Genomic DNA, 24,528 nt, shown 5'->3' with positions numbered 1-24,528 from the left:
AATGGATAAACAAACCTTGCAGGAGACTGTTAGCCAGGTTCTGGATGAAATGCGCGAGCGCCCTATCCCTCTGGGCATTTCCAGTCGTCATATTCATCTTTCAACGGCGGATTATGTGCGCCTTTTTCCTGAACAAGCGATCAGCGAGAAAAAGTCATTACTGCAACCTGGTCAATTCGCTGCTGAACAGGTTGTTACGCTGGTGGGTCCAAAAGGCAAATTACACAACGTTCGCTTGTTAGGGCCACTACGTAACTCAAGCCAGGTGGAGATTTCCCGGACTGACGCCAGAACATTAGGGATCACCGCCCCGCTACGTATGTCTGGCGATCTCAGCGGCACACCGGGGATTCGTCTGATAAGCCCGTTTGCAGAGCTGGAAATCGCTTCTGGCGTTATTGTCGCACAACGGCACATTCATATGTCTTCGCTAGATGCCCTGATTTATGGCGTTACACATGGCGATAAAGTGGCGGTCGCCATTGAAGGTGATGAACGACGACTGATATTCGATAACGTTGCTGTTCGCGTCTCACCAGATATGCGCCTTGAAATGCATATTGATACCGACGAGGCCAACGCCGCAGGCGCTGATAATCCAGCCGTTTTTGCCACGCTGGTGTCGTTGCCATGAATAACAAACTGATGCAACACATTGTTGAAGAAGTGATTTTTCGCCTGAAACAACGTGCGAGGAAAACACTCGCGCTGACGGTTTCGCAACTGCGAGAAGCCAGCGTTAACGAAATAGTTCATCAGTATGCTTCGTTACAAATTCGATTCGTCGATTTACCGTTGCTGCGACAACTTGCGGAGAACGAAACGTCAGATCGAGCGGTAATCCACATTCACGAGGCGTTAGCCTGGGGAATACACATTCAATTGTCGTTGCAGAGTCATTTCCTGAACGCCATCAAATTGAAGTCTCTCGCCCATCTACCGCTAACCTGGTGCGACGAACTAGGACAACCAATCTACCTTCATCGTGGTCAACTTTTAAGTTATGCCGACGTAGTGCAGTTATGCGCAGGGATAGTGGTGTTGCAACGGAAATGTTGTGTGACCGCACTTGCGCGTGAAGCGGCAATGACCCGAAACATTCAATTAATCAGGCAGGAGTAACCCATGCATCTGGCTCGAGTCACAGGCGCGGTGGTATCCACGCAAAAATCGCCTTCCCTGGTCGGGAAAAAACTGCTGCTGGTTCGCCGGGTCAGTGCTGACGGCGAACTGCCTCTCACGCCATTAACCGGTGACGAAGTTGCCGTTGATTCAGTCGGTGCAGGCGTCGGTGAGTTGGTACTCCTCAGCAGCGGCTCCAGCGCCAGACATGTTTTTAGCGGCCCCAACGAAGCCATCGACCTGGCAGTGGTCGGCATTGTAGATACGATTTCGCGCTAAGGAGTTGAAAGATGGCGATTTATACCCGCACAGGTGATTCAGGAAGTACGTCTCTATTTACCGGACAACGCGTGAGTAAAACTCATCTACGCGTCGAAGCCTACGGCACACTGGATGAACTGAACGCGACACTCAGTCTGTGTTATTGCGCCACCGCCATCGAAAGCCATCGCATATTACTGGAAGCCATTCAGCAACAGATATTTTGGTTTAGCGCCGAACTCGCCAGTGAAAGCGAGCAGCCATCAGCGCAGCAGCGTTACATCAGTACGGAAGAAATTGCCGCACTTGAAAAAGCGATCGATAGCGCAATGAGCGCTGTTCCTCCAGTTCACTGTTTCATTCTGCCAGGACGTTGTGAAGCCGCGAGCCGCATGCATTTCGCCCGCACCGTGGCCCGGAGAGCTGAAAGGCGTCTGGTTGAACTGACAACGGAAGCCTCCGTCCGCCATGTTTTGCTGCACTATATTAACCGGCTTTCCGATTGCCTGTATGCCCTCGCCCGCGTGGAAGACAACGTTGCTCATCAGAACCTGATGATTCAGGAAATCACAAAACGTTATCACGAAGCCAACCACACTTCAGCATTGAAGGAACGCACGATGTCGCTCACTTTTCAGGATCTTCATCAGCTCATTCGTAGCGCGGCAATGCGTGCGGATGAACTGCATATTCCCGTTGTTATCAGCATTGTCGATGCCAACGGAACAGAAAGTGTTACCTGGCGGATGCCTGATGCACTTCTGGTTAGCAGTGAACTGGCACCGAAAAAAGCCTGGACCGCCGTGGCGATGAAAACGGCAACACACAAGCTTACGGATACCGTGCAACCGGGGGCGCCACTTTACGGGCTAGAAAGCCATATGCAAGGCAAAGTCGTCACTTTTGGTGGCGGCTTCCCCCTCTGGCGTGACGGAAAACTGCTTGGAGGGCTTGGTATTAGTGGTGGTAGCGTTGAACAAGACATGGATATTGCCCAAAGCGCAATGACGGCAATTAACGTGGGAGAAAACCAATGAATAACTCTGAATTAGAAACACTGATCCGCAATATTCTGCGCGAACAGCTTGTCCCCGCGTCATCACAAACGCAAAAAAACGGTATTTTCCAGACTGTCGATGAAGCTGTCTGCGCTGCACATCTGGCCTTTTTGCGCTTTCAACAGTGTCCGCTTAAAACCCGCAGCGCCATTATCAGCGCCATTCGCGAAGAATTAACGCCCCGCCTTACAGAACTGGCAGAAGAGAGCGCGAACGAAACGGGGATGGGAAATAAAGAAGATAAGTACTTAAAAAACAAAGCGGCACTCGATAACACGCCCGGAATTGAAGATTTAACCACCACGGCACTGACCGGTGATGGTGGCATGGTTTTGTTTGAATACTCCCCGTTTGGGGTTATTGGCTCGGTCACGCCAAGTACCAATCCCACGGAAACCATCATTAACAACAGCATAAGCATGCTGGCAGCTGGTAATAGCGTCTACTTCAGTCCTCACCCAGGAGCCCAAAACGTCTCGCTGAAATTGATCGCCATAATCGAAGACATCGCGTTTCGCTGTAGTGGCATTCATAACCTGATCGTTACTGTATCTGAACCGACCTTTGCCGCAACCGAACAGATGATGGTGCACCCTAAAATCAGCGTTCTGGCGATTACCGGCGGTCCGGGCATCGTCGCCATGGGAATGAAAAGTGGCAAGAAAGTGATTGGTGCCGGTGCGGGTAATCCCCCCTGCATCGTCGATGAAACGGCAGATATTGTGAAAGCTGCCGAAGACATCATCAACGGAGCCTCGTTTGATTACAACCTGCCATGTATCGCTGAAAAAAGTCTGATCGTCGTGGCGTCAGTGGCTGATTATTTGATTCAACAGATGCAAAGTTTTGGCGCCCTTCTTCTTAGCCATGAACAAACTGAAAAATTGCGTGCTGTTTGCCTGCCAGACGGCGTCGCCAACAAAAAACTGGTCGGCAAAAGTCCATCAACCTTGCTGGAGGCCGCTGGCCTCCCTTTGCCAGTAAAAGCGCCGCGCTTACTGATTGCCGTTGTTGACGCCGATGATAGCTGGGTTACCAGCGAACAACTCATGCCAATGCTACCCATTGTGAAGGTCAACGATTTTGATAGCGCCCTCACACTGGCGTTGAATGTAGAAGACAGTTTGCATCACACCGCAATTATGCACTCGCAGAACATCTCACGGCTCAACCTTGCCGCGCGCGTTATGCAAACTTCAATCTTTGTCAAAAACGGTCCTTCCTGGGCTGGTATTGGCGTCGGCGGCGAAGGCTTTACGACCTTCACTATTGCTACACCGACCGGAGAAGGGACAACGTCAGCCCGGACTTTTGCCCGCTCACGACGCTGTGTGTTAACCAGCGGCTTTTCCATTCGCTAGAGAAACGGAAATGAATACTTTTTCACTGCAGACGCGTTTATACAGCGGACCGGGAAGTCTCAAAGTGCTTAGTCGTTTCACCAATAAGCACATCTGGATTATTTGCGACGCTTTTTTGGCACGCTCACCGCTGATTGATACATTGCGCCAGGCGCTGCCCGACAGTAATCGTCTCAGTATTTTTAGCGAAATAACGCCCGATCCAACTATCCAGACAGTGGTAAAAGGCATCTCTCAGATGCAAACTTTGCGCCCGGATGTGGTTATCGGTTTTGGCGGCGGCTCTGCACTGGACGCCGCAAAAGCAATTGTCTGGTTTAGTCGCCAGTGTGCTATCGAAATTGAAACCTGCGTAGCCATCCCCACCACCAGCGGCACTGGTTCAGAAGTGACCAGCGCCTGTGTCATCAGCGATCCTGAGAAGGGGATTAAATATCCCCTTTTCGATAATGCACTTTATCCGGATATCGCAGTCCTCGATCCCTCGCTGGTCGTCAGCGTGCCACCCGCAATAACGGCCAATACCGGAATGGATGTTTTAACCCATGCGCTTGAAGCCTATGTTTCTCCCCGCGCCAGTGACTTCACGGATGCACTGGTCGAAAAAACCGTGCAAATTGTTTTTCAATACCTGCCCACTGCAGTGAAGAAAGGCGATTGTATTGCCACCCGCGGTAAAATGCATAATGCCTCGACGCTTGCAGGAATTGCCTTTAGTCAGGCGGGGCTTGGGTTAAATCATGCGATTGCCCATCAACTCGGTGGGCAGTTTCATTTGCCCCACGGTCTGGCGAATGCGCTCCTGCTGACGTCAGTTATTCGTTTTAATGCTGGCGATCCTCGCGCCGCCAAACGCTACGCCCGGCTGGCTAAAACGTGTCATTTATGCCCGGACAATGCCAATGACACCGCAAGCCTGAATGCACTCATTCAACATATTGAACAGCTCAAAAAAGCGTGTTCAATACCGACTCTCGCCAATGCGCTGAAAGAAAAAAAAGCAGAATGGTCATCACGTATTCCCGATATGGTTCAGGCGGCGCTGGCGGATGCTACATTGCGTACCAACCCACGTGTGGCTGATACCAATGCTATTGCAGAATTGCTTGAGGAGTTGTTATGAACGTCGAGTTTACGTCCTGCGACGGTCAGACGATCCGCGAGCGAGTACAAGCAGCAGGCGTTGTTGGTGCTGGTGGCGCAGGATTTCCGACACATATCAAGCTACAAGCACGTGTTGATACGTTCCTGGTGAATGCGGCGGAATGCGAACCCATGTTGAAAGTGGACCAGCAGTTAATGGCACAGCAAGCCAGCCGCCTGCTTCGCGGTGTTCACTATGCAATGAAAGCCACCGGGGCCAGTAGCGGAATCATCGCGCTGAAAGAAAAGTATCAACTGGCAATAAACGCCCTCACACCATTACTACCGCCTGATATCCGCCTGCATATTTTGCCCGACGTTTACCCCGCAGGAGACGAAGTGCTGACCATCTGGATGGCTACAGGTCGCCGCGTTCCACCAGCCGCGTTGCCCATTAGCGTCGGCGTAGTCATCAATAACGTCCAGACTGTGCTGAATATTGCCAGAGCTGTTGAGCAGCAGTATCCGGTAACGCGCCGAACGCTAACCGTTAATGGTGCAGTTGCTAAACCCGTAACGGTGACCGTTCCCATCGGGATCTCTTTACGCGAGGTACTGGCGCTGGCGGGAGGCGCAACGGTAGATAATCCTGGTTTTATCAATGGCGGTCCGATGATGGGGAGTTTGATCACATCGCTCGATACGCCAGTCAGCAAAACCACTGGCGGCCTGCTGGTTTTACCCAACTCTCATTCACTGCTCCAACGTCGAATGCAGGATGACCGTAGCGTACTTGCCGTCGCGAAAACCGTTTGTGAACAATGCCGCTTATGTACCGATCTCTGCCCACGCCATTTAATTGGTCACGAACTATCACCACATTTGTTAGTACGTGCAGTTAACTACCAACAGCTCGCTACGCCGCAACTGTTACTGACAGCGCTCACCTGTTCGGAGTGCAACGTCTGCGCCAGCGTTGCCTGCCCGGTAGGTATTTCACCCATGCGCATAAACCGCCTGCTTAAGCAGGAATTACGCGCCAAAAATCTCCGTTACGAAGGTGCATTAAATCCTGAGGATGTCATGGCAAATTATCGGCTGATTCCAGTAAAACGGCTGGTGGCAAGATTGGGATTAGCCACGTGGTATCAGGACGCGCCATTGTCTGAACACGTACCACAACCCGAAAAAGTGACACTATTGTTACGTCAGCACATCGGTGCCAGCGCAATTCCGTGTGTACAAAACGGCGATCGCGTCGTTCGTGGGCAGTGCGTAGGTCAAATTCCACACGGCACATTAGGCGCCCCTGTTCATGCCAGTATTGATGGCATGGTCAGCGATGTGACAGAAAACGCGATTACGATAGTGAGAGGTTAACCATGTCGAAAGCGGTAGGTATTTTAGAACTTAGCAGTATCGCGAAAGGAATGGAAACCGGCGATGCCATGCTGAAAAGCGCCAACGTTGAATTACTGGTCAGCAAAACGCTTTGCCCCGGTAAATTTCTGCTGATGCTCGGAGGCGATGTCGGTGCAGTACAGCAGGCCATCAACAGCGGCGCTTCCCTTGCAGGTGAAATGCTGGTCGACAGTCTGGTCCTTCCTAATATTCATCCCACTATCCTGCCCGCAATCAGCGGTCTGAACCATGTTGACCAGCGACGGGCTGTCGGTGTAGTCGAAACCTGGAGTGTAGCGGCCTGCATTGACGCTGCCGATTGTGCAGTGAAAGCGGCAAACGTCACGCTCGTACGGGTACATATGGCCTTTGGTATTGGCGGTAAATGCTACATGGTAGTGGCAGGCGATATTTCTGATGTTAATAACGCGGTATCTGTCGCCAGCGAGCGAGCGGGGGAAAAAGGTTTGTTGGTCTATCGCTCGGTAATTGCCCGTCCGCATGAAGCCATGTGGCGTCAGATGGTGGAGGGATAATGTCAACTCAGCACACGACTGAACGAATGATTCAGGAATATGTCCCCGGTAAACAGGTCACGTTGGCACATGTTATTGCCAATCCTGGAAAGGATCTGTTTAAAAAATTAGGCTTACCGGACACCGTTTCCGCTATTGGCATTCTGACGATTACCCCCAGCGAAGCATCTATCATCGCATGTGATATCGCTACAAAATCAGGCGCTGTGGAGATTGGTTTTCTTGATCGTTTTACCGGCGCGGTAGTTCTGACTGGCGATGTTTCCGCCATCGAATATGCGCTTAGCCAGGTCACCCGCACGCTGGGCGAAATGATGCACTTTACCGCCTGCCCCATTACTCGGACCTGACACTATGCGACGCATGATGCTCATTGGCCCCAGCCAGTGCGGAAAAACATCACTCACACAATGCCTGCGCGGGGAGAATATTCAGTATCAGAAAACGCAGGCAATCGTCTGGTCCCCGGCAACTATTGACACGCCCGGAGAATACCTCGAAAACCGTAACCTTTACAGCGCACTGCTGGTCAGTGCCTGCGAAGCGGACATTATCGCGCTGGTGCTTAATGCAGACGCGCCGTGGTCCCCTTTTTCGCCAGGCTTTACCACGTCAATGAATCGCCCGGTCATTGGGGTAGTCACCAAAGTGGATTTAGCCAGTGAAGAACAGATATCTTTGGTGAAATGCTGGCTACGGGAAGCCGGAGCTCGAAAGGTGTTAATGACCAGTGCGGTAGATAACATCGGGGTTGCAGAACTTCTTGCCTTATTGCATACAGAAGAAGGCAGTCGTTAAGCCAGAGATTTCAATATGTTATGAGATGGGAATGATGACTTACAACAGTGAGAAAAGAATCAATGAACAATGAGGATTGCCCGGCAATCCTCATTGAATAAAGTAGAAATTACTTCGCTTCGCCGTTTTTCATTTCGCCCATAGCTTTCAGCTTTTTGGAGATATCGCGGCGTTCTTTGGAGAGCTCAGCATTTTTGATGATGTAATCATCAACACGATCTTCATAGTCGCCTTTCATGCTGGCGATGATGCCCTGAATTGCTTCAACGCTCATACCAGGTTTGATGTAGTCGCTCAGGTTGTCGAGCAGCAGGACGCGTTTCTGGTTGTCACGGATCTTTTTCTCAACGTCCTGGATTTCACGTTGCAGCTTGTTCTTACGGCGGAACAGACGAACAAATTCCAGCACGTCCTGGAATGAAGGCTTGGTAGTTTCCATTTTTATACCCCTGATAATGTGAGAGTCGGATTCGTTTAAGCAACCGCTATTCGTTAGGGCCAACATTACTCATAGCTGCCGCAGATGACAATGCTTTTATCCCTGTTCACTATCATACCCTTTATCCTTGCTGAATCGAAGCAGCAGCAATTTGATTCTGAAGGTCGGAATTTATTTGCGTAAAGCCCGACAAATCAGATTTGACAGTAACTCCAGTTGATGCGCCGTTTCCATGTTTAGCCATACATAGCCATAAATCGGCGTCTCAACGACTTTCAGATCATGATGATTAGCGAGCAACTGGCGCAACTCTTCCACAGCATCGTTCAGTTTTTCTGTATTAGCAAAAACCGGCTGTGGATTACCTTCGTACAGGGCATGAACAAGAGTCAGCACTATTTGCTGCATCATTTGCTGTGTGTCGCGCAGTTTTTGTGCATTCAGTAGCACAAAATGACTGGGCCTCGTGGCCCAGTAAGCATTGATTTGCAGCTCCAGCATACAAACCAGATTACGGTTAATCGTCTGGATACCTTCATATATCGATTTTGGAATACGGGTTTCTTTGCTGGCGGGTGCAATCAGCCCACGCATTTTCACGGCATCGGTCAGGAGTTTTTGTAGATGGCTTTCCAGACGTGGGCGTTCGAGTAAGTTTGGTGAGAATGCTGATTGATAGACCCGATTATATTCGGTCAGACTTTTCGCCAGTTGAATGCGCCAGTGGATGAACGCCCGTTGTGGCCAGATACCGGTAAACAACATTGCCAGTAAAGAGCCGAGGATCACATCGCCGCTTCGCCATAATGCCGTATCAATTTCACCTGTCGGGGAACCAACAACAATCGCCAGCGTCACACCAATCAATAAGCCTTGATAAGGTTTCTTGCCCAGCGCCAACCAGCCGCAAAGGAACATGGCTGCTGCACACCAGATTAACATCAACGGTAAAGAGATTAACTCCAGTTGCAGAGCGATAAGACCTAAAATCGACCCCAACACCGTACCGCCAATACGTTCAAAGGCGCGAGGGACGACGTTACCCCAAAACGAGATAGGCCCCATGATCACCACCATAGTGACCAGTGGCCAGGTGCTTTCCGGGATAGTAAACAGGCGAATAATGAGAAAAGTCAGCAGGAATGCTAGTGCGACGCGAGTACCATGCACGATACGGTAATGACGGTACACACGAATTTCAAACGGACTAAGGCACTTATCAGCTCGCACGCTGGAACTCCGTTAAATAAGGATAAAGTTAACTCAGAACGATTACTGCGGCCAGACACTAAACCAAGTGTCCAGCCGACTTACAAAAAGTAATCCGGAACATTCCCGAAGGGATTATCAGAAGTCTGAAGGTCAATTTTACCCTTTTACATGACGAAAAACAGCGAAGCAATCAGGTTAACACCCTGTTGTTGCACCAGCATTAACCCATTTTCGGCTGCACTGCGACATACATTTCAATATCCCAATAGCCGTCTTCCGCTCCGTTATTAAGATAAACTTCGAAACAGGGCTTAGGTGACATCTGATAAGCACTGTCTTGCAAGAGAGTATTAAAAAACTGATACCATGGCGTAGAAAAATCATCGCCTTCTACGCGAGCAACGGCAACCGCATATTGCCCACCGGAGATTTCCGTCAGGATCACGCCTTCACTGTTTTCCGGTAGAGTGAAATTGTTCTCCAGGGAAACCACCGTGTCACAACGTAACTTTTCGGCAGGTGTTTCATCTGGGTTATCGTAATAGACGGCAAGCCATTCCTTAGGCACAACTTTTTTGTTGTCTACCCACATCATCAACTGCTCAAAACCTTTCTTCACCGTTTGTTCCCACGGGCCAACGAGATGGAAACCTGCAACGGTACGTTTATCTTCCTGCTTAATCTCGTAGTTCATGACGCCTCCACATACACTGTTTTTTTGTACAGTGTATTTTGCAATGTAAATACCACAAGGAATGAGTGTTGATTATGCGAGCGGACTCGCACTCCTGCCAGTCGGCGCTAAATAAAGGTCAGGATTTATGGTGGAAATAATCGCTCAACCTGGAAAACATACCGCCTTCACCGACAGATTCCAGGGTTACCAATGGCCAGTGCGCAACCAATTTATCGCGGTCGTACAGCTCAATTTCCCCTACCCGCTTGTGAGCAGCAATTGGCGCAGTTAGTTCTTTACCATCAAGGGTATATTTTGCTTTGATATTAGGGATCTCCGCTTTCGGCAGCACCATCCAGAATTCTTGTTCCGTTCCCAGTGCGATGTTTTCTTTATCACCATACCAGATGCGTTCCGTACCGACCTTTTTCCCACGGTGCAAAATTTGCACCGTAGTAAAGTTTTGTTGCCCCCAACGCAGTAATTTTCTAGCCTCTTCTTCACGACCTTTTGCGCTGTCAGCCCCCATTACCACTGCAATGAGACGACGTTGCCCATCCACCGCCGAAGCAATGAGATTAAACCCGGCCCCGGATGTATGCCCGGTTTTCAGGCCGTCAACGTTCATGGTTTTATCCCACAATAGCCCGTTTCGGTTTTGCTGGGTGATGCCGTTCCAGGTAAGGCTTTTTTCGCTGTACATATGGTAAAACTCAGGTTCGCCGTGGATGATGGCGCGAGAAAGCACGGCTAAATCATAGGCTGAGCTATGCTGGCCCGGCGCATCCAGACCGTGAACCGTTTCAAAATGGGTATCCTGTAAATGCAACTTTTCAGCGTAATTGTTCATCATTGTGACGAACTGCCGTTGCCCCCCGGCAATATAATCTGCAAGCGCCACACAGGCGTCATTGCCGGAATCAACAATTAATCCACGGCTTAAATCACGTACCGATACGCGATCGCCCTCTTTCAAAAACATCAGTGAAGAGCCGACAAAGACCGGATTATCTTTCGCCCACGCATCGCGTCCCACAGTAACAATATCGTCTGGTGTTATGCGATGGCTATCGATAGCGCGATCGACGACATAGCCCGTCATTAGCTTAGTCAGGCTGGCAGGGTTACGTTGTTGGTGCTCATTACCCGCCGTGAGGATCTGTCCGGTTGTGTAATCCATCAAAACCCATGATCCCGCATGAATCTCCGGAGGTTGGGGTGAAAAGGGAATATTTTCCGCCGCAAAACCAGACGATAAATTAAAAACGAACAAAGAAGCAGCAATAATAAGACGGCGTTTCAACAGCAAATCCTCAGGTGTTTCCAATAGCTGTTCTTTTTACGGAAATCCTGATGAACTGGCTGGAATAAAGTGCAAGAAAATGTGACATTTATCTCATTTTAATCTGACATCATCTGTTTTCACACGCAGCCAAAATATCGCTCTAAAGCTGATTAGCACGGTGATATTTGATACTCTGGCATACAACAGAAATAACGGATTTAACCTAACGATGAATGACGGTAAGCAACAATCTACCTTTTTGTTTCATGATTACGAAACCTTTGGCACGCACCCCGCGTTAGATCGCCCTGCGCAGTTTGCCGCCATTCGCACTGATAGCGAATTCAATATTATCGGCGAACCTGAAGTCTTTTACTGTAAGCCTGCGGACGATTATTTACCCCAGCCAGGGGCGGTGTTAATTACCGGCATCACTCCACAGGAAGCGCGTGCAAAAGGGGAAAACGAAGCTGCCTTTGCCGCCCGTATTCACTCGCTTTTTACCGTACCGAAGACCTGTATTCTTGGTTACAACAATGTGCGTTTTGACGACGAAGTTACACGCAATATCTTTTATCGTAATTTTTACGATCCCTATGCCTGGAGTTGGCAACATGATAACTCTCGCTGGGATCTGCTTGACGTGATGCGTGCCTGTTATGCCCTGCGCCCGGAGGGGATTAACTGGCCTGAAAATGAAGATGGTTTACCGAGCTTTCGACTTGAACATTTAACCAAAGCTAATGGTATTGAACATAGCAACGCCCACGATGCGATGGCCGATGTGTACGCCACTATTGCGATGGCGAAGTTGGTGAAAACACGTCAACCACGGCTGTTTGATTATCTCTTTACCCATCGTAATAAGCACAAACTGACGGCGTTGATTGATGTACCGCAGATGAAACCGCTGGTACATGTTTCCGGTATGTTTGGCGCATGGCGCGGCAATACCAGCTGGGTGGCGCCACTGGCGTGGCATCCGGAAAATCGCAATGCCGTGATTATGGTGGATTTGGCGGGAGATATCTCGCCACTCCTGGAGCTGGACAGCGACACGCTGCGCGAGCGTCTGTATACCGCAAAGGCCGATCTGGGCGATAACGCCGCAGTCCCGGTTAAGCTGGTGCATATCAATAAATGCCCGGTGCTGGCGCAGGCGAATACGCTGCGCCCGGAAGATGCCGACAGGTTGGGAATTAATCGTCAGCATTGTCTCGATAACCTGAAAATTCTGCGTGAAAACCCGCAAGTGCGCGAAAAAGTGGTTGCGATATTTGCTGAAGCCGAACCATTTACACCTTCAGATAACGTCGATGCACAGCTCTATAATGGCTTTTTCAGTGACGCCGATCGCGCAGCAATGAAAATTGTGCTGGAAACCGAGCCGCGTAATTTACCGGCACTGGATATCACCTTTGTCGATAAACGGATTGAGAAACTGTTGTTCAATTATCGGGCGCGTAACTTCCCGGGGACGCTGGATTACGCCGAGCAGCAACGCTGGCTGGAGCACCGCCGTCAGGTCTTCACAGCAGAATTTTTGCAAGGTTATGCTGATGAATTGCAGATGCTGGCACAACAATATGCCGATGACAAAGAGAAAGTAGCGCTGTTAAAAGCGCTTTGGCAGTACGCGGAAGAGATCGTCTGAAACAAAAAAGCCGGAGCGATATAAACTCCGGCTTTTTTTAGATTTACCGGATGATTATGTCATCCGGATTTAAAGATTATGCAACGTCTTCGTACTGCGGAACCGGGTTGCGGAAGCTCTTAGTCACGCAAGCCAGGTAAATCAGACCGATAGCCGCCCAGATCAGCCCCAGAACCATTGAGCTTTCTTCCAGGTTAACCCACAGCGCACCTACAGTCAGCGCACCACACATCGGCAGGAACAGATACTGGAAGTGATCTTTCAGCGTCTTGTTACGCTTCTCACGGATCCAGAACTGCGAGATAACCGACAGGTTAACGAAGGTGAACGCCACCAGCGCACCAAAGTTAATCAGCGCCGTTGCCATTACCAGGTCAAAGTTGATTGCCAGCAGAGCAATCGCGCCAACCAGGATGATGTTCATCGCCGGAGTACGCCATTTCGGGTGTACATAACCGAAGAAGCTCTTCGGGAACACGCCGTCACGACCCATTACGTACATCAGACGCGCTACGCCTGCGTGCGCCGCCATACCGGACGCCAGTACGGTAATGGTGGAGAAGATCAGCGCGCCAACCTGGAACGCTTTGCCCGCAACGTACAGCATGATTTCAGGCTGTGACGCATCCGGATCTTTAAAGCGAGAGATATCCGGGAAGTACAGTTGCAGGAAGTAAGTTGCAAAGATGAAGATCATGCCGCCGATCAGCGCGGTCAGGAAAATCGCTCGCGGGATCACGCGCTCTGCATCTTTGGTTTCTTCCGACAAGTTGCTGATGCCGTCAAAGCCGGTAAAGGAGAAACACAGAATCGTCGCACCGGTAATCATCGGGATGACATGTGCATCACCGGACCAGAACGGACGCGTGCTCGCCAGCGTACCAGCGCCTTCACCTTCAAATACGCCATACACAACCATGCCCAGAATCACCGCGATCAGCACTACCTGCAACACCACGATTACGGTGTTGAAGTTCGCTACGGATTTCAGACTACGCAGGTTAAAGGCGGTCATAAAGGCCACCAGCGCCACCACAAACATCCACGATGGGATGGAAGGCACCAGAGCTTCAAAATAGATTTTCGCCAGCAGAATGTTGATCATCGGCGCGAACAGGTAGTCGAGCAGAGAAGACCAACCCACCATAAAGCCGACAGTCGGGCTAATGGATTTCTGGGCGTAAGTGTATGCAGAGCCAGCAGAAGGATAGCGGCGAACCAGCTTCCCATAGCTCAGAGCCGTAAACAGGATCGCAATCAATGCAAACGCATAGGCTGTCGGCACATGACCATCCGTGAGGCCTGAAACGATACCAAAAGTATCAAACAGCGTCATCGGCTGCATATAGGCAAGACCCATCATTACAACCGGAACTAACGTAAGCGTTTTACGCAATTCCACGCGAGAGGTGTTTGGAGTAACGTTATGCGACATGGTCATTCTCCTTTACGGTGATAACCGTCGCGTAAGCAAAAAATTGCCCCATTTTTTTGGATTCCTCAGCGACAACAACTGTCGATTTTTAGTAAATATCTATCCGGTACGAAGCCCGGCCTCTTGGTATGAATGATTGGTTTGAAGCAAAAAATAACCGACGCGGATGAAACGTCGGTTTTTAGTCATTTTTTGACAGCGGCGCATTGTGCCTAAATGGGGGGTAAATGACAAGAGAATGAGAGGCTTGTCATATAATTTTTTATTTAAATGGCTGATTTTCCGTCATCATATTTTGCATAAACACCAGCAATAGCACTATTTGCTAAAATCTCATCACGCCACCACGCACTGGCAAGCCCTGCGGTTTGTTCATTCCAGCCAATCCATACGGGTTCAAAGAGGGATTGCGCAACCACTTTCTTCTCAATTAACGCGCCACTATCAAGAAAGCGTTGCGCCAGATAGCGCGGTAAATAACCGCAACCAAGGCCGCTGATTTGTAATTCCAGTTTGGTTTTAAAATCAAATACGGTAATGGCCTCTTGTTCGTCGAGAAGTTGTGATGTCGTAGATGCGCCAGCCTGCGCGGTATCACCTACGATAATCGCCCGATAGCGTTTAATGATACGGCGATTTAACGGTTCCTCTTCCAGAGCTAACGGATGATGAGGTGCAATCGCGAAAACTTGTTCCAGACAGCCCAACCGAGAGAAACCATATTCGCTGGAAGATGGCGGTTCATGCATCGCGCCAACAATAATATCCGCTCGCCCCTGAGTCAGGGCATCCCAGGAACCGCCCAGAACGCCATTGATAAACTTCAGACGCGTGACGCTGTGATGTTGATAAAAGGCTTCAATGAGTGGCGCAAGCAGTGAAAAGGGAAAGGTATCATCAACCCCGATTACCAGATCGTTTTCCCAACCTTCATGGAGTTTGATCGCCTGCTTTTCCAGTTCATGCACAGCATGGAGAATTTCCCGCCCCTTCTCCAGCAACATTTTTCCGGTGCGGGTAAACTTAGCGCGGTGACCACTACGATCAAGCAATTGAATATTAAGGTCGCTTTCCAGCTTGTGAACAGTGTAACTGAGGGCAGATGGCGTCTTATACAGTTTGGCTGACGCCGCCGCAAAACTGCCCTCTTTTTCTAAGGCATCAAGGATCATCAACACGTCCAGCAGTGGTTTCATACACGCCCCCTTGCGGTGTATGCGGCATTCTGCTGGCGTGATGCTTTACTCCAGCGGCATTACCAGTGGATCGGGATACTGGTATTCAAATCCCAATTCATTACAGATCCGGCTGCCATCAATAATTTTACCTTTGCCGCTGTCCAGGCTATTCCTGAACTGCGGAGGTTCCAGTCCCAGTAAACGGGCCATCTGTGGATAGAAAACATTACGCGCAGGGTGAGCTGGCGCACATATATTATAGATGTGCCCGCCTTTAGGTGCCTGTAACAACAGAGTGATAGCGCCAATAACATCTTCCAGGTGGACTAAATTGACGCCGTGTTCTCCATCCGGCGCAGTTTTTCCGGCAAAGAAACGGCCGGGATGACGCCCAGGCCCGACCAGACCAGCAAGACGCAAAATATCAACCGAAGTACCGGGTAAATTGTGCAGCCAGTCTTCCAGCTCTTTTAACACTCGTCCACTATGGGTCAGCGGATTACGCGGAGTGTTTTCTTTCACTGTGCCTTGCGCATCACCGTAAACAGATGTTGAACTGGTAAAAATAATGCGGGGAATGTGATAAGCCAGCGCACTATCCACCAGCTCCTGTACCGCTTGTAAATAGAACTCATCGCCGGGGCCGCTACGACGTGCCGGAAGCGTAATCACCAGTGCATCGGCATCCATCAGGGCATCCAGATCGTCAGAGTCGCAAACTAAATCGGGCTCCATGCGAAGCAGATAGCTATCAATGCCACTCATTTGGGCCGCTTCTACGCCATCTTGTGTAGTTTTACTCCCGGTGACTTGCCAGCCTCGTGCTGAAAGTGACATCGCCAGCGGCATGCCTAACCACCCTAACCCGACAATTGCGACCTTTTTCATCCGTTTTCTCCTGATACACCTTAGATCTATAAGGCTACGCCAGCGTATCAAAACTGACAATTCATTCTATGAATGAATCTCTTCAATAATGATAACGACATGCTGCAATAAGCAGTGAATCGTCAGTAACCGCGCATACCAGACGGTGCTCCTCTGTAATGCGTCGGGACCAGAAGCCTGACAAATTATGTTTCAGGGGTTCTGGCTTCCCCTTACCTTCAAATGGCGTTCTGCGGGTATCTTTGATAAGTTCATTGATCTTTTTAACAATTCGCTTATCTGTTTCCTGCCAGTACAGATAATCATCCCCCTGATTCCTCAGACCCGATTAGTTTCACTCGATAATGTCCTTTTCCGTTTCTTTGCCTGATTTCAGGCTATCAATTGAGTCCATCAATCTCCGGGCGTTAGCGGGGGAACGCAGTAGATAAGCCGTTTCTTCCAGCGAGTTGTATTCTTCGAGTGACATCAGAACACAAGCCTCTCCATTCTGACGAGTAATAAGGATCGGGGCATGATCTTCAACGGCTTTCATCATTGTTGCCGACAAATTCTGACGCGCTTCGCTGTAGCTAATTGTACGCATGTCAATCTCCTCTTTTGTACAGTTCATTGTGCAATGATGAGTGGCAATAAACTGTTTATTAATTAGCCAGTAGCTCAAAGCATTGTCAGCGAGACGAAAAATCCAGGCTTCGCTATTTTTGGTGCCGTCAGGTTAGAGGACAGTCCTCTTAGCCCCCTCCTTTCCCCGCTCATTCATTAAACAAATCCATCGACATAAAATATATAAAAAAGCCCTTGCTTTCTAACGTGAAAGTGGTTTAGGTTAAAAGACATCAGTTGAATAAACATTCACAGAGACTTTTATGACACGCGTTCAATTTAAACACCACCATCATCACCATCATCCTGACTAGTCTTTCAGGCGATGTGTGCTGGAAGACATTCAGATCTTCCAGTGGTGCATGAACGCATGAGAAAGCCCCCGGAAGATCACCTTCCGGGGGCTTTTTTATTGCGCGGTTGATAACGGTTCAGACAGGTATAAAGAGGAAAAAGAAAATGACAGACAACACTCGTTTACGCATAGCTATGCAGAAATCAGGACGTTTAAGTGATGACTCACGCGAATTGCTGGCGCGCTGTGGCATAAAAATTAATCTTCACACTCAGCGCCTGATCGCAATGGCTGAAAACATGCCGATTGATATTCTGCGCGTGCGTGACGACGACATTCCCGGTCTGGTAATGGACGGCGTGGTAGACCTTGGGATTATCGGCGAAAACGTGCTGGAAGAAGAACTGCTTAACCGCCGCGCCCAGGGTGAAGATCCGCGTTATTTTACCCTGCGTCGTCTGGATTTCGGAGGCTGCCGCCTTTCGCTGGCAACGCCGGTTGATGAAGCCTGGGACGGCCCGCTCTCCTTAAACGGTAAACGTATCGCCACCTCTTATCCTCACCTGCTCAAGCGTTATCTCGACCAGAAAGGCATCTCTTTTAAATCCTGCTTACTGAACGGTTCTGTCGAAGTCGCCCCGCGCGCCGGCCTGGCGGATGCGATTTGCGATCTGGTTTCCACCGGTGCCACGCTGGAAGCCAACGGCCTGCGCGAAGTCGAAGTTATCTACCGCTCGAAAGCCTGCCTGATCCAGCGCGATGGCGAAATGGAAGAATCCAAACAGCAACTGATCGACAAACTGCTGACCCGTATTCAGGGTGTGATCCAGGCGCGCGAATCAAAATACATCATGATGCACGCACCGACCGAGCGTCTGGATGACGTCATTGCCCTGCTGCCAGGTGCCGAACGCCCAACTATTCTGCCGCTGGCGGGTGATCAACAGCGCGTCGCCATGCACATGGTCAGCAGCGAAACCCTGTTCTGGGAAACCATGGAAAAACTGAAAGCGCTGGGTGCCAGTTCGATTCTGGTCCTGCCCATTGAGAAGATGATGGAGTGATCGCCATGAGCTTTAACACAATCATTGACTGGAATAGCTGTACTGCGGAACAACAACGCCAGTTGTTAATGCGCCCGGCGATCACCGCTTCTGAAAGCATTACCCGCACTGTTAACGATATTCTCGATAACGTGAAAGCACGCGGCGATGACGCCCTGCGGGAATACAGCGCGAAGTTTGATAAAACCACGGTTACCGCGCTGAAGGTGTCTGCTGAGGAGATCACAGCCGCCAGCGAACGCCTGAGCGACGAGCTAAAACAGGCGATGGCGGTGGCAGTAAAGAATATTGAAACCTTCCACACTGCGCAAAAACTGCCGCCGGTAGATGTAGAAACTCAGCCAGGCGTACGTTGCCAGCAAGTCACGCGCCCGGTAGCTTCAGTTGGTTTGTATATTCCTGGCGGCTCCGCCCCGCTCTTCTCAACGGTATTAATGCTGGCGACTCCGGCGCGTATTGCAGGCTGTAAAAAAGTGGTGCTGTGCTCACCGCCGCCGATTGCCGATGAGATCCTTTACGCGGCGCAGCTGTGCGGCGTGCAGGATGTGTTTAACGTCGGTGGCGCACAGGCCATTGCCGCACTGGCGTTTGGCACAGAATCCGTGCCCAAAGTAGACAAAATCTTCGGGCCAGGTAACGCCTTTGTCACCGAGGCAAAACGCCAGGTAAGCCAGCGTCTTGACGGTGCGGCAATCGATATGCCCGCAGGCCCGTCGGAAGTACTGGTGATTGCTGACAGCGGCGCTACGCCGGATTTCGTGGCTTCTGATTTGCTCTCCCAGGCAGAACACGGCCCGGACTCACAGGTGATTTTACTGACGCCCGATGCTGATATGGCGCGTCGCGTTGCCGAGGCTGTCGAACGCCAGCTGGCAGAGCTGCCGCGTGCCGAAACCGCCCGTCAGGCACTGAGCGCCAGCCGCCTGATTGTGACCAACGATTTAGCGCAGTGCGTAGAGATCTCCAACCTCTACGGCCCGGAGCACCTGATCATTCAGACCCGCAACGCCCGCCAACTTGTCGATGGCATCACCAGCGCCGGTTCGGTATTTCTTGGTGACTGGTCACCGGAATCGGCAGGTGATTACGCCTCCGGCACCAACCATGTACTGCCGACTTACGGTTACACCGCCACCTGTTCCAGCCTCGGGCTGGCAGATTTCCAGAAGCGTATGACCGTGCAGGAACTGTCGAAAGAAGGTTTCTCCGCGCTGGCTTCGACCATTGAAACATTGGCCGCCGCCGAGCGCCTGACCGCCCATAAAAATGCCGTTACTTTGCGTGTTAACGCCCTTAAGGAGCAAGCATGAGCACCGTGACTATTACCGATTTAGCGCGTGAAAACGTCCGCAACCTGACGCCGTATCAGTCGGCGCGTCGTCTGGGCGGTAATGGCGACGTCTGGCTGAACGCCAACGAATACCCCACTGCCGTGGAGTTTCAGCTTACTCAGCAAACGCTCAACCGCTACCCGGAATGCCAGCCGAAAGCGGTGATTGAAAATTACGCGCAATATGCAGGCGTAAAACCGGAACAGGTGCTGGTCAGCCGTGGCGCGGACGAAGGCATTGAACTGCTGATTCGCGCTTTTTGCGAACCGGGTAAAGACGCCATCCTCTACTGCCCGCCAACGTACGGCATGTACAGCGTCAGCGCCGAAACCATTGGCGTCGAGTGCCGCACAGTGCCGACGCTGGACAACTGGCAACTGGACTTACAGGGCATTTCCGACAAGCTGGACGACGTAAAAGTGGTCTATGTTTGCAGCCCCAACAACCCCACCGGGCAACTGATCAATCCACAGGATTTTCGCACTCTGCTGGAGTTAACCCGCGGTAAAGCGATTGTGGTTGCCGATGAAGCCTATATCGAGTTTTGCCCGCAGGCATCGCTGGCTGGCTGGCTGGCGGAATATCCGCACCTGGCTATTTTGCGCACACTGTCGAAAGCTTTTGCTCTGGCGGGCCTTCGTTGCGGGTTTACGCTGGCAAACGAAGAAGTCATCAACCTGCTGATGAAAGTGATTGCCCCCTACCCGCTCTCGACGCCGGTTGCCGACATTGCGGCCCAGGCGTTAAGCCCGCAGGGGATCGTCGCCATGCGCGAACGGGTGGCGCAAATTATTGCAGAACGCGAATACCTGATTGCCGCACTGAAAGAGATCCCCTGCGTAGAGCAGGTTTTCGACTCTGAAACCAACTACATTCTGGCGCGCTTTAAAGCCTCCAGTGCAGTGTTTAAATCTTTGTGGGATCAGGGCATTATCTTACGTGATCAGAATAAACAACCCTCTTTAAGCGGCTGCCTGCGAATTACCGTCGGAACCCGTGAAGAAAGCCAGCGCGTCATTGACGCCTTACGTGCGGAGCAAGTTTGATGAGTCAGAAGTATCTTTTTATCGATCGCGATGGAACCCTGATTAGCGAACCGCCGAGTGATTTTCAGGTGGACCGTTTTGACAAACTCGCCTTTGAACCGGGCGTGATCCCGGAGCTGCTGAAGCTGCAAAAAGCGGGCTACAAGCTGGTGATGATCACTAATCAGGATGGTCTGGGAACACAAAGTTTCCCGCAGGCGGATTTCGATGGCCCGCACAACCTGATGATGCAGATCTTCACCTCGCAAGGCGTGCAGTTTGATGAAGTACTGATTTGCCCGCACCTGCCCGCAGATGAGTGCGACTGCCGTAAACCGAAAGTAAAACTGGTGGAGCGTTATCTGGCTGAGCAAGCGATGGATCGTGCCAACAGTTATGTGATTGGCGATCGCGCGACCGATATTCAACTCGCGGAAAACATGGGAATTAATGGTTTACGCTACGACCGCGAAACCCTGAACTGGCCGATGATTGGCGAGCAACTCACTAAACGAGACCGTTACGCCCATGTAGTGCGCAACACCAAAGAGACGCAAATTGACGTCCAAGTGTGGCTGGATCGCGAAGGTGGCAGCAAGATTAACACCGGGGTTGGCTTCTTTGATCATATGCTGGATCAGATCGCCACCCACGGCGGTTTCCGGATGGAAATCAACGTCAAAGGCGATCTCTATATCGACGATCACCACACCGTCGAAGATACCGGCCTGGCGCTGGGGGAAGCGTTAAAAATAGCCCTCGGCGACAAACGCGGTATTTGCCGCTTTGGTTTTGTGCTGCCGATGGATGAATGCCTTGCCCGCTGCGCGCTGGATATCTCTGGTCGCCCGCACCTGGAATATAAAGCTGAATTTACCTACCAGCGCGTAGGCGATCTCAGCACCGAAATGATCGAGCACTTTTTCCGTTCGCTCTCTTACACCATGGGCGTGACCCTGCACCTGAAAACCAAAGGTAAAAACGATCACCACCGTGTAGAGAGCCTGTTCAAAGCCTTTGGTCGCACCCTGCGCCAGGCCATCCGCGTGGAAGGCGACACCCTGCCCTCGTCGAAAGGAGTGCTGTAATGAACGTGGTGATCCTTGATACCGGCTGCGCCAACCTGAACTCGGTGAAATCAGCCATTGCGCGCCACGGTTATGAGCCCAAAGTCAGCCGTGACCCGGACGTAGTGTTGCTGGCCGATAAACTGTTTTTACCCGGCGTTGGCACTGCGCAAGCGGCGATGGATCAGGTACGTGAGCGTGAACTGTTTGATCTCATCAAAGCCTGTACCCAACCGGTGCTGGGCATCTGCTTAGGGATGCAACTGCTGGGGCGGCGCAGCGAAGAGAGCAACGGCGTCGATTTGCTGGGCATCATCGACGAAGACGTGCCGAAAATGACCGACTTTGGTCTGCCACTGCCGCATATGGGCTGGAACCGCGTTTACCCGCGGGCAGGCAACCGCCTGTTTCAGGGGATTGAAGACGGAGCGTACTTTTACTTTGTTCACAGCTACGCAATGCCGATCAATCCGTGGACCATCGCGCAGTGTACTTATGGCGAACCGTTCACCGCGGCGGTACAAAAAGATAACTTCTACGGCGTTCAGTTCCACCCGGAGCGTTCTGGTGCCGCTGGCGCTAAGTTGCTGAAAAACTTCCTGGAGATGTGATGATTATTCCGGCATTAGATTTAATCGACGGCACCGTGGTGCGTCTCCATCAGGGCGATTACGGCAAACAGCGCGATTACGGTAACGACCCGCTGCCGCGTTTACAGGATTACGCCGCACAAGGTGCCGAAGTGTTGCACCTGGTGGATCTGACCGGGGCAAAAGATCCGGCTAAACGTCAAATCCCACTGATTAAAACCCTGGTCGCTGGCGTTAACGTTCCGGTGCAGGTTGGCGGCGGCGTGCGTAGCGAAGAGGATGTGGCGGCGTTACTGGAAGCTGGGGTTGCGCGCGTGGTGATTGGCTCCACTGCGGTGAAATCACCAGAAATGGTGAAAGGCTGGTTTGAACGTTTCGGTGCCGATGCCTTAGTGCTGGCGCTGGATGTCCGTATTGACGAGCAAGGCAACAAGCAGGTGGCGGTCAGCGGCTGGCAAGAGAACTCGGGCGTTTCACTGGAACAATTGGTGGAAACCTATCTGCCCGTCGGCCTGAAACATGTGCTGTGTACCGATATCTCGCGCGACGGCACGCTGGCAGGTTCTAACGTCTCTTTATATGAAGAAGTGTGCGCCAGATACCCGCAGGTGGCATTTCAGTCATCCGGCGGCATTGGCGACATTAACGATGTTGCTGCCCTGCGTGGCACTGGCGTGCGCGGCGTAATAGTTGGTCGTGCATTACTGGAAGGTAAATTCACCGTGAAGGAGGCCATCGCATGCTGGCAAAACGCATAATCCCATGTCTCGACGTTCGTGATGGTCAGGTGGTGAAAGGCGTACAGTTTCGTAACCATGAAATCATTGGCGATATCGTGCCGCTGGCAAAACGCTACGCCGAAGAAGGTGCGGACGAGCTAGTGTTCTACGATATCACCGCCTCCAGCGATGGACGTGTGGTAGATAAAAGCTGGGTATCTCGCGTGGCGGAAGTGATCGATATTCCGTTCTGCGTGGCGGGAGGAATTAAATCGCTGGATGACGCCGCGAAAATTCTTTCCTTTGGCGCGGATAAAATCTCTATCAACTCCCCTGCGCTGGCGGACCCGACGTTAATTACTCGCCTGGCCGATCGCTTTGGCGTGCAGTGTATTGTGGTCGGTATTGACACCTGGTACGACGCCGAAACCGGTAAATATCATGTGAATCAATATACCGGCGATGAAAGCCGCACCCGCGTCACTCAGTGGGAAACGCTCGACTGGGTACAGGAAGTGCAAAAACGCGGTGCCGGAGAAATCGTCCTCAACATGATGAATCAGGACGGCGTGCGTAACGGTTACGACCTCGAGCAACTGAAAAAAGTGCGTGAAGTCTGTCACGTTCCGCTGATTGCCTCCGGTGGCGCGGGCACTATGGAGCACTTCCTTGAAGCCTTCCGCGATGCCGACGTTGACGGCGCGCTGGCGGCTTCCGTATTCCACAAACAAATAATCAATATTGGTGAATTAAAAGCGTACCTGGCAACACAGGGCGTGGAGATCAGGATATGTTAACAGAACAACAACGTCGCGAACTGGACTGGGAAAAAACCGACGGGCTGATGCCGGTGATTGTGCAACACGCGGTATCCGGCGAAGTGCTAATGCTGGGCTATATGACACCGGAAGCCTTAGACAAAACCATCGAAAGCGGCAAAGTCACCTTCTTCTCGCGCACTAAACAGCGACTGTGGACCAAAGGCGAAACGTCGGGCAATTTCCTCAACGTAGTAAGTATTGCGCCGGACTGCGACAAAGATACATTGCTGGTACTGGCGAATCCCATCGGCCCAACCTGCCACAAAGGCACCAGTAGCTGCTTCGGCGACACCGCTCACCAGTGGCTGTTCCTGTATCAACTGGAACAACTGCTCGCTGAGCGCAAAACTGCCGATCCGGAAACCTCCTACACCGCCAAACTGTATGCCAGCGGCACCAAACGTATTGCGCAGAAAGTGGGCGAAGAAGGCGTGGAAACCGCACTGGCAGCAACGGTACATGACCGCGTTGAACTGACCAACGAGGCGTCTGACTTGATGTATCACCTGCTGGTGTTGTTGCAGGATCAGGATCTGGATTTAACGACGGTTATTGAAAACCTGCGTAAACGGCATCAGTGAGTTGCAGGCTGACCGGATGCGATGTTGTTGTCGCATCCGGCA

29 protein-coding genes, 1 pseudogene and 1 other annotated feature are annotated in these 24,528 nt (G+C 51.2%); of the genes and pseudogenes, 20 read left to right on the top strand and 10 right to left on the bottom strand.

From position 1 onward, the window contains the following. The first annotated feature begins 1 nt into the window (after position 1). Genes FEK42_RS02365 through FEK42_RS02320 form a run of 10 tightly spaced genes read left to right on the top strand, consistent with a single transcriptional unit; the run spans position 2 to position 7,620 of the window. A complete protein-coding gene (locus tag FEK42_RS02365) occupies positions 2-634 on the top strand; it encodes a phosphate propanoyltransferase (RefSeq protein ID WP_135492750.1) in 633 nt (210 codons plus the stop codon). Further along, a complete protein-coding gene (gene pduM, locus FEK42_RS02360; RefSeq protein WP_138211725.1) occupies positions 631-1,122 on the top strand; it encodes a microcompartment protein PduM in 492 nt (163 codons plus the stop codon). The genes FEK42_RS02365 and pduM overlap by 4 nt, the downstream gene beginning before the upstream one ends. A 3-nt stretch (positions 1,123-1,125) precedes the next feature. Further along, entirely contained in the window at positions 1,126-1,401 is a 276-nt protein-coding gene (locus FEK42_RS02355) for a EutN/CcmL family microcompartment protein (protein ID WP_130208669.1), read from the top strand. Positions 1,402-1,412: 11 nt separating this feature from the next. Continuing rightward, positions 1,413-2,420, top strand: a complete 1,008-nt coding sequence (gene pduO, locus FEK42_RS02350) for a two-domain cob(I)yrinic acid a,c-diamide adenosyltransferase PduO (protein ID WP_130208671.1) — start codon at positions 1,413-1,415, stop codon at positions 2,418-2,420. Beyond that, complete coding sequence (gene pduP, locus FEK42_RS02345; RefSeq protein ID WP_138211724.1) at positions 2,417-3,802, top strand: CoA-acylating propionaldehyde dehydrogenase PduP; 1,386 nt, start codon at positions 2,417-2,419, stop codon at positions 3,800-3,802. Before pduO ends, pduP begins: the two co-directional genes overlap by 4 nt. 10 nt (positions 3,803-3,812) lie before the next feature. Further along, a complete protein-coding gene (locus tag FEK42_RS02340) occupies positions 3,813-4,925 on the top strand; it encodes a 1-propanol dehydrogenase PduQ (RefSeq protein ID WP_135492751.1) in 1,113 nt (370 codons plus the stop codon). Further along, a complete protein-coding gene (locus FEK42_RS02335) occupies positions 4,922-6,265 on the top strand; it encodes a 4Fe-4S dicluster domain-containing protein (protein WP_135492752.1) in 1,344 nt (447 codons plus the stop codon). Before FEK42_RS02340 ends, FEK42_RS02335 begins: the two co-directional genes overlap by 4 nt. A 2-nt stretch (positions 6,266-6,267) precedes the next feature. Beyond that, positions 6,268-6,822 carry a propanediol utilization microcompartment protein PduT gene (pduT, locus tag FEK42_RS02330; RefSeq protein ID WP_130257601.1) on the top strand — a complete coding sequence of 185 codons (555 nt, stop codon included), beginning with the start codon at positions 6,268-6,270 and terminating at the stop codon, positions 6,820-6,822. Then, positions 6,822-7,172 carry a propanediol utilization microcompartment protein PduU gene (gene pduU, locus FEK42_RS02325; RefSeq protein WP_130259978.1) on the top strand — a complete coding sequence of 117 codons (351 nt, stop codon included), beginning with the start codon at positions 6,822-6,824 and terminating at the stop codon, positions 7,170-7,172. The genes pduT and pduU overlap by 1 nt, the downstream gene beginning before the upstream one ends. Before the next feature lie 4 nt (positions 7,173-7,176). Further along, complete coding sequence (locus FEK42_RS02320; RefSeq protein ID WP_135407150.1) at positions 7,177-7,620, top strand: EutP/PduV family microcompartment system protein; 444 nt, start codon at positions 7,177-7,179, stop codon at positions 7,618-7,620. Between the two features lie 109 nt (positions 7,621-7,729). On the opposite strand, the gene FEK42_RS02315 is transcribed toward FEK42_RS02320, so the two are convergent. From FEK42_RS02315 to dacD, 4 genes are all read right to left on the bottom strand, one after another. Beyond that, positions 7,730-8,059: a DUF496 family protein gene (locus tag FEK42_RS02315; protein WP_000450409.1), complete on the bottom strand. Its 330-nt coding sequence runs from the start codon at positions 8,057-8,059 to the stop codon at positions 7,730-7,732. Between the two features lie 171 nt (positions 8,060-8,230). After that, on the bottom strand, positions 8,231-9,289 hold the full coding sequence (locus FEK42_RS02310; protein WP_130216385.1) for an FUSC family protein: 1,059 nt from the start codon (positions 9,287-9,289) through the stop codon (positions 8,231-8,233). Positions 9,290-9,491: 202 nt separating this feature from the next. Continuing rightward, positions 9,492-9,965: a DNA gyrase inhibitor SbmC gene (sbmC, locus tag FEK42_RS02305; RefSeq protein ID WP_130208687.1), complete on the bottom strand. Its 474-nt coding sequence runs from the start codon at positions 9,963-9,965 to the stop codon at positions 9,492-9,494. A 118-nt stretch (positions 9,966-10,083) separates the two neighbouring features. Next, positions 10,084-11,250 carry a serine-type D-Ala-D-Ala carboxypeptidase DacD gene (gene dacD, locus FEK42_RS02300; protein WP_131161062.1) on the bottom strand — a complete coding sequence of 389 codons (1,167 nt, stop codon included), beginning with the start codon at positions 11,248-11,250 and terminating at the stop codon, positions 10,084-10,086. 211 nt (positions 11,251-11,461) lie between these two features. Between dacD and sbcB the strand changes: the two genes are divergently transcribed. Further along, positions 11,462-12,886, top strand: a complete 1,425-nt coding sequence (gene sbcB, locus FEK42_RS02295) for an exodeoxyribonuclease I (RefSeq protein WP_135489127.1) — start codon at positions 11,462-11,464, stop codon at positions 12,884-12,886. A gap of 76 nt (positions 12,887-12,962) precedes the next feature. Here sbcB and plaP read toward each other — a convergent pair whose 3' ends face one another. The 6 genes and pseudogenes from plaP to yefM form a co-directional block, all read right to left on the bottom strand. After that, the gene (gene plaP / locus FEK42_RS02290; RefSeq protein WP_000019197.1) at positions 12,963-14,321 is read right to left on the bottom strand and encodes a putrescine/proton symporter PlaP; all 1,359 of its coding nucleotides are present in this window, start codon (positions 14,319-14,321) and stop codon (positions 12,963-12,965) included. After that, positions 14,311-14,373 carry a membrane protein YoeI gene (gene yoeI, locus FEK42_RS02285; RefSeq protein WP_010723108.1) on the bottom strand — a complete coding sequence of 21 codons (63 nt, stop codon included), beginning with the start codon at positions 14,371-14,373 and terminating at the stop codon, positions 14,311-14,313. Before yoeI ends, plaP begins: the two co-directional genes overlap by 11 nt. 214 nt (positions 14,374-14,587) lie before the next feature. Next, a complete protein-coding gene (locus tag FEK42_RS02280) occupies positions 14,588-15,517 on the bottom strand; it encodes a LysR substrate-binding domain-containing protein (RefSeq protein ID WP_135492753.1) in 930 nt (309 codons plus the stop codon). A 45-nt stretch (positions 15,518-15,562) separates the two neighbouring features. Then, a complete protein-coding gene (locus FEK42_RS02275; protein ID WP_130208695.1) occupies positions 15,563-16,387 on the bottom strand; it encodes an SDR family oxidoreductase in 825 nt (274 codons plus the stop codon). An 82-nt stretch (positions 16,388-16,469) separates the two neighbouring features. Beyond that, a pseudogene (yoeB, locus tag FEK42_RS02270) lies at positions 16,470-16,725 on the bottom strand (type II toxin-antitoxin system mRNA interferase toxin YoeB). After that, a complete protein-coding gene (gene yefM, locus FEK42_RS02265) occupies positions 16,722-16,973 on the bottom strand; it encodes a YoeB-YefM toxin-antitoxin system antitoxin YefM (RefSeq protein WP_135492755.1) in 252 nt (83 codons plus the stop codon). Before yefM ends, yoeB begins: the two are co-directional and overlap by 4 nt. A 283-nt stretch (positions 16,974-17,256) precedes the next feature. Between yefM and hisL the strand changes: the two genes are divergently transcribed. The 9 genes from hisL to hisIE all read left to right on the top strand — a co-directional run bounded on the left by hisL (position 17,257) and on the right by hisIE (position 24,486). Next, the gene (hisL, locus tag FEK42_RS02260) at positions 17,257-17,307 is read left to right on the top strand and encodes a his operon leader peptide (protein WP_001364200.1); all 51 of its coding nucleotides are present in this window, start codon (positions 17,257-17,259) and stop codon (positions 17,305-17,307) included. Next, positions 17,283-17,406, top strand: a sequence feature (His leader region). It overlaps the preceding gene by 25 nt. A 46-nt stretch (positions 17,407-17,452) precedes the next feature. Next, entirely contained in the window at positions 17,453-18,352 is a 900-nt protein-coding gene (gene hisG / locus FEK42_RS02255; protein WP_000131780.1) for an ATP phosphoribosyltransferase, read from the top strand. Between the two features lie 5 nt (positions 18,353-18,357). Continuing rightward, the gene (gene hisD, locus FEK42_RS02250) at positions 18,358-19,662 is read left to right on the top strand and encodes a histidinol dehydrogenase (protein WP_135492756.1); all 1,305 of its coding nucleotides are present in this window, start codon (positions 18,358-18,360) and stop codon (positions 19,660-19,662) included. Next, entirely contained in the window at positions 19,659-20,729 is a 1,071-nt protein-coding gene (gene hisC / locus FEK42_RS02245; protein WP_053292574.1) for a histidinol-phosphate transaminase, read from the top strand. Before hisD ends, hisC begins: the two co-directional genes overlap by 4 nt. Then, entirely contained in the window at positions 20,729-21,796 is a 1,068-nt protein-coding gene (gene hisB, locus FEK42_RS02240) for a bifunctional histidinol-phosphatase/imidazoleglycerol-phosphate dehydratase HisB (RefSeq protein WP_000080093.1), read from the top strand. The genes hisC and hisB overlap by 1 nt, the downstream gene beginning before the upstream one ends. Next, positions 21,796-22,386 carry an imidazole glycerol phosphate synthase subunit HisH gene (hisH, locus tag FEK42_RS02235; protein WP_135410128.1) on the top strand — a complete coding sequence of 197 codons (591 nt, stop codon included), beginning with the start codon at positions 21,796-21,798 and terminating at the stop codon, positions 22,384-22,386. The genes hisB and hisH overlap by 1 nt, the downstream gene beginning before the upstream one ends. Beyond that, positions 22,386-23,123 (top strand): 1-(5-phosphoribosyl)-5-[(5-phosphoribosylamino)methylideneamino]imidazole-4-carboxamide isomerase, encoded by a 738-nt coding sequence (hisA, locus tag FEK42_RS02230; protein WP_135410129.1) that lies wholly within the window; start codon positions 22,386-22,388, stop codon positions 23,121-23,123. The genes hisH and hisA overlap by 1 nt, the downstream gene beginning before the upstream one ends. Next, positions 23,105-23,881 carry an imidazole glycerol phosphate synthase subunit HisF gene (hisF, locus tag FEK42_RS02225; protein ID WP_000880156.1) on the top strand — a complete coding sequence of 259 codons (777 nt, stop codon included), beginning with the start codon at positions 23,105-23,107 and terminating at the stop codon, positions 23,879-23,881. Before hisA ends, hisF begins: the two co-directional genes overlap by 19 nt. Further along, positions 23,875-24,486, top strand: a complete 612-nt coding sequence (gene hisIE, locus FEK42_RS02220) for a bifunctional phosphoribosyl-AMP cyclohydrolase/phosphoribosyl-ATP diphosphatase HisIE (RefSeq protein WP_135492757.1) — start codon at positions 23,875-23,877, stop codon at positions 24,484-24,486. The genes hisF and hisIE overlap by 7 nt, the downstream gene beginning before the upstream one ends. Positions 24,487-24,528 lie beyond the last annotated feature (42 nt).

The organism is Escherichia sp. E2748 (genome assembly GCF_005781125.1).
Classification (GTDB): domain Bacteria; phylum Pseudomonadota; class Gammaproteobacteria; order Enterobacterales; family Enterobacteriaceae; genus Escherichia.
The sequence above is the reverse complement of the archived record's forward strand: the minus strand, read 5'-3'. Positions and strand labels throughout refer to the sequence as shown.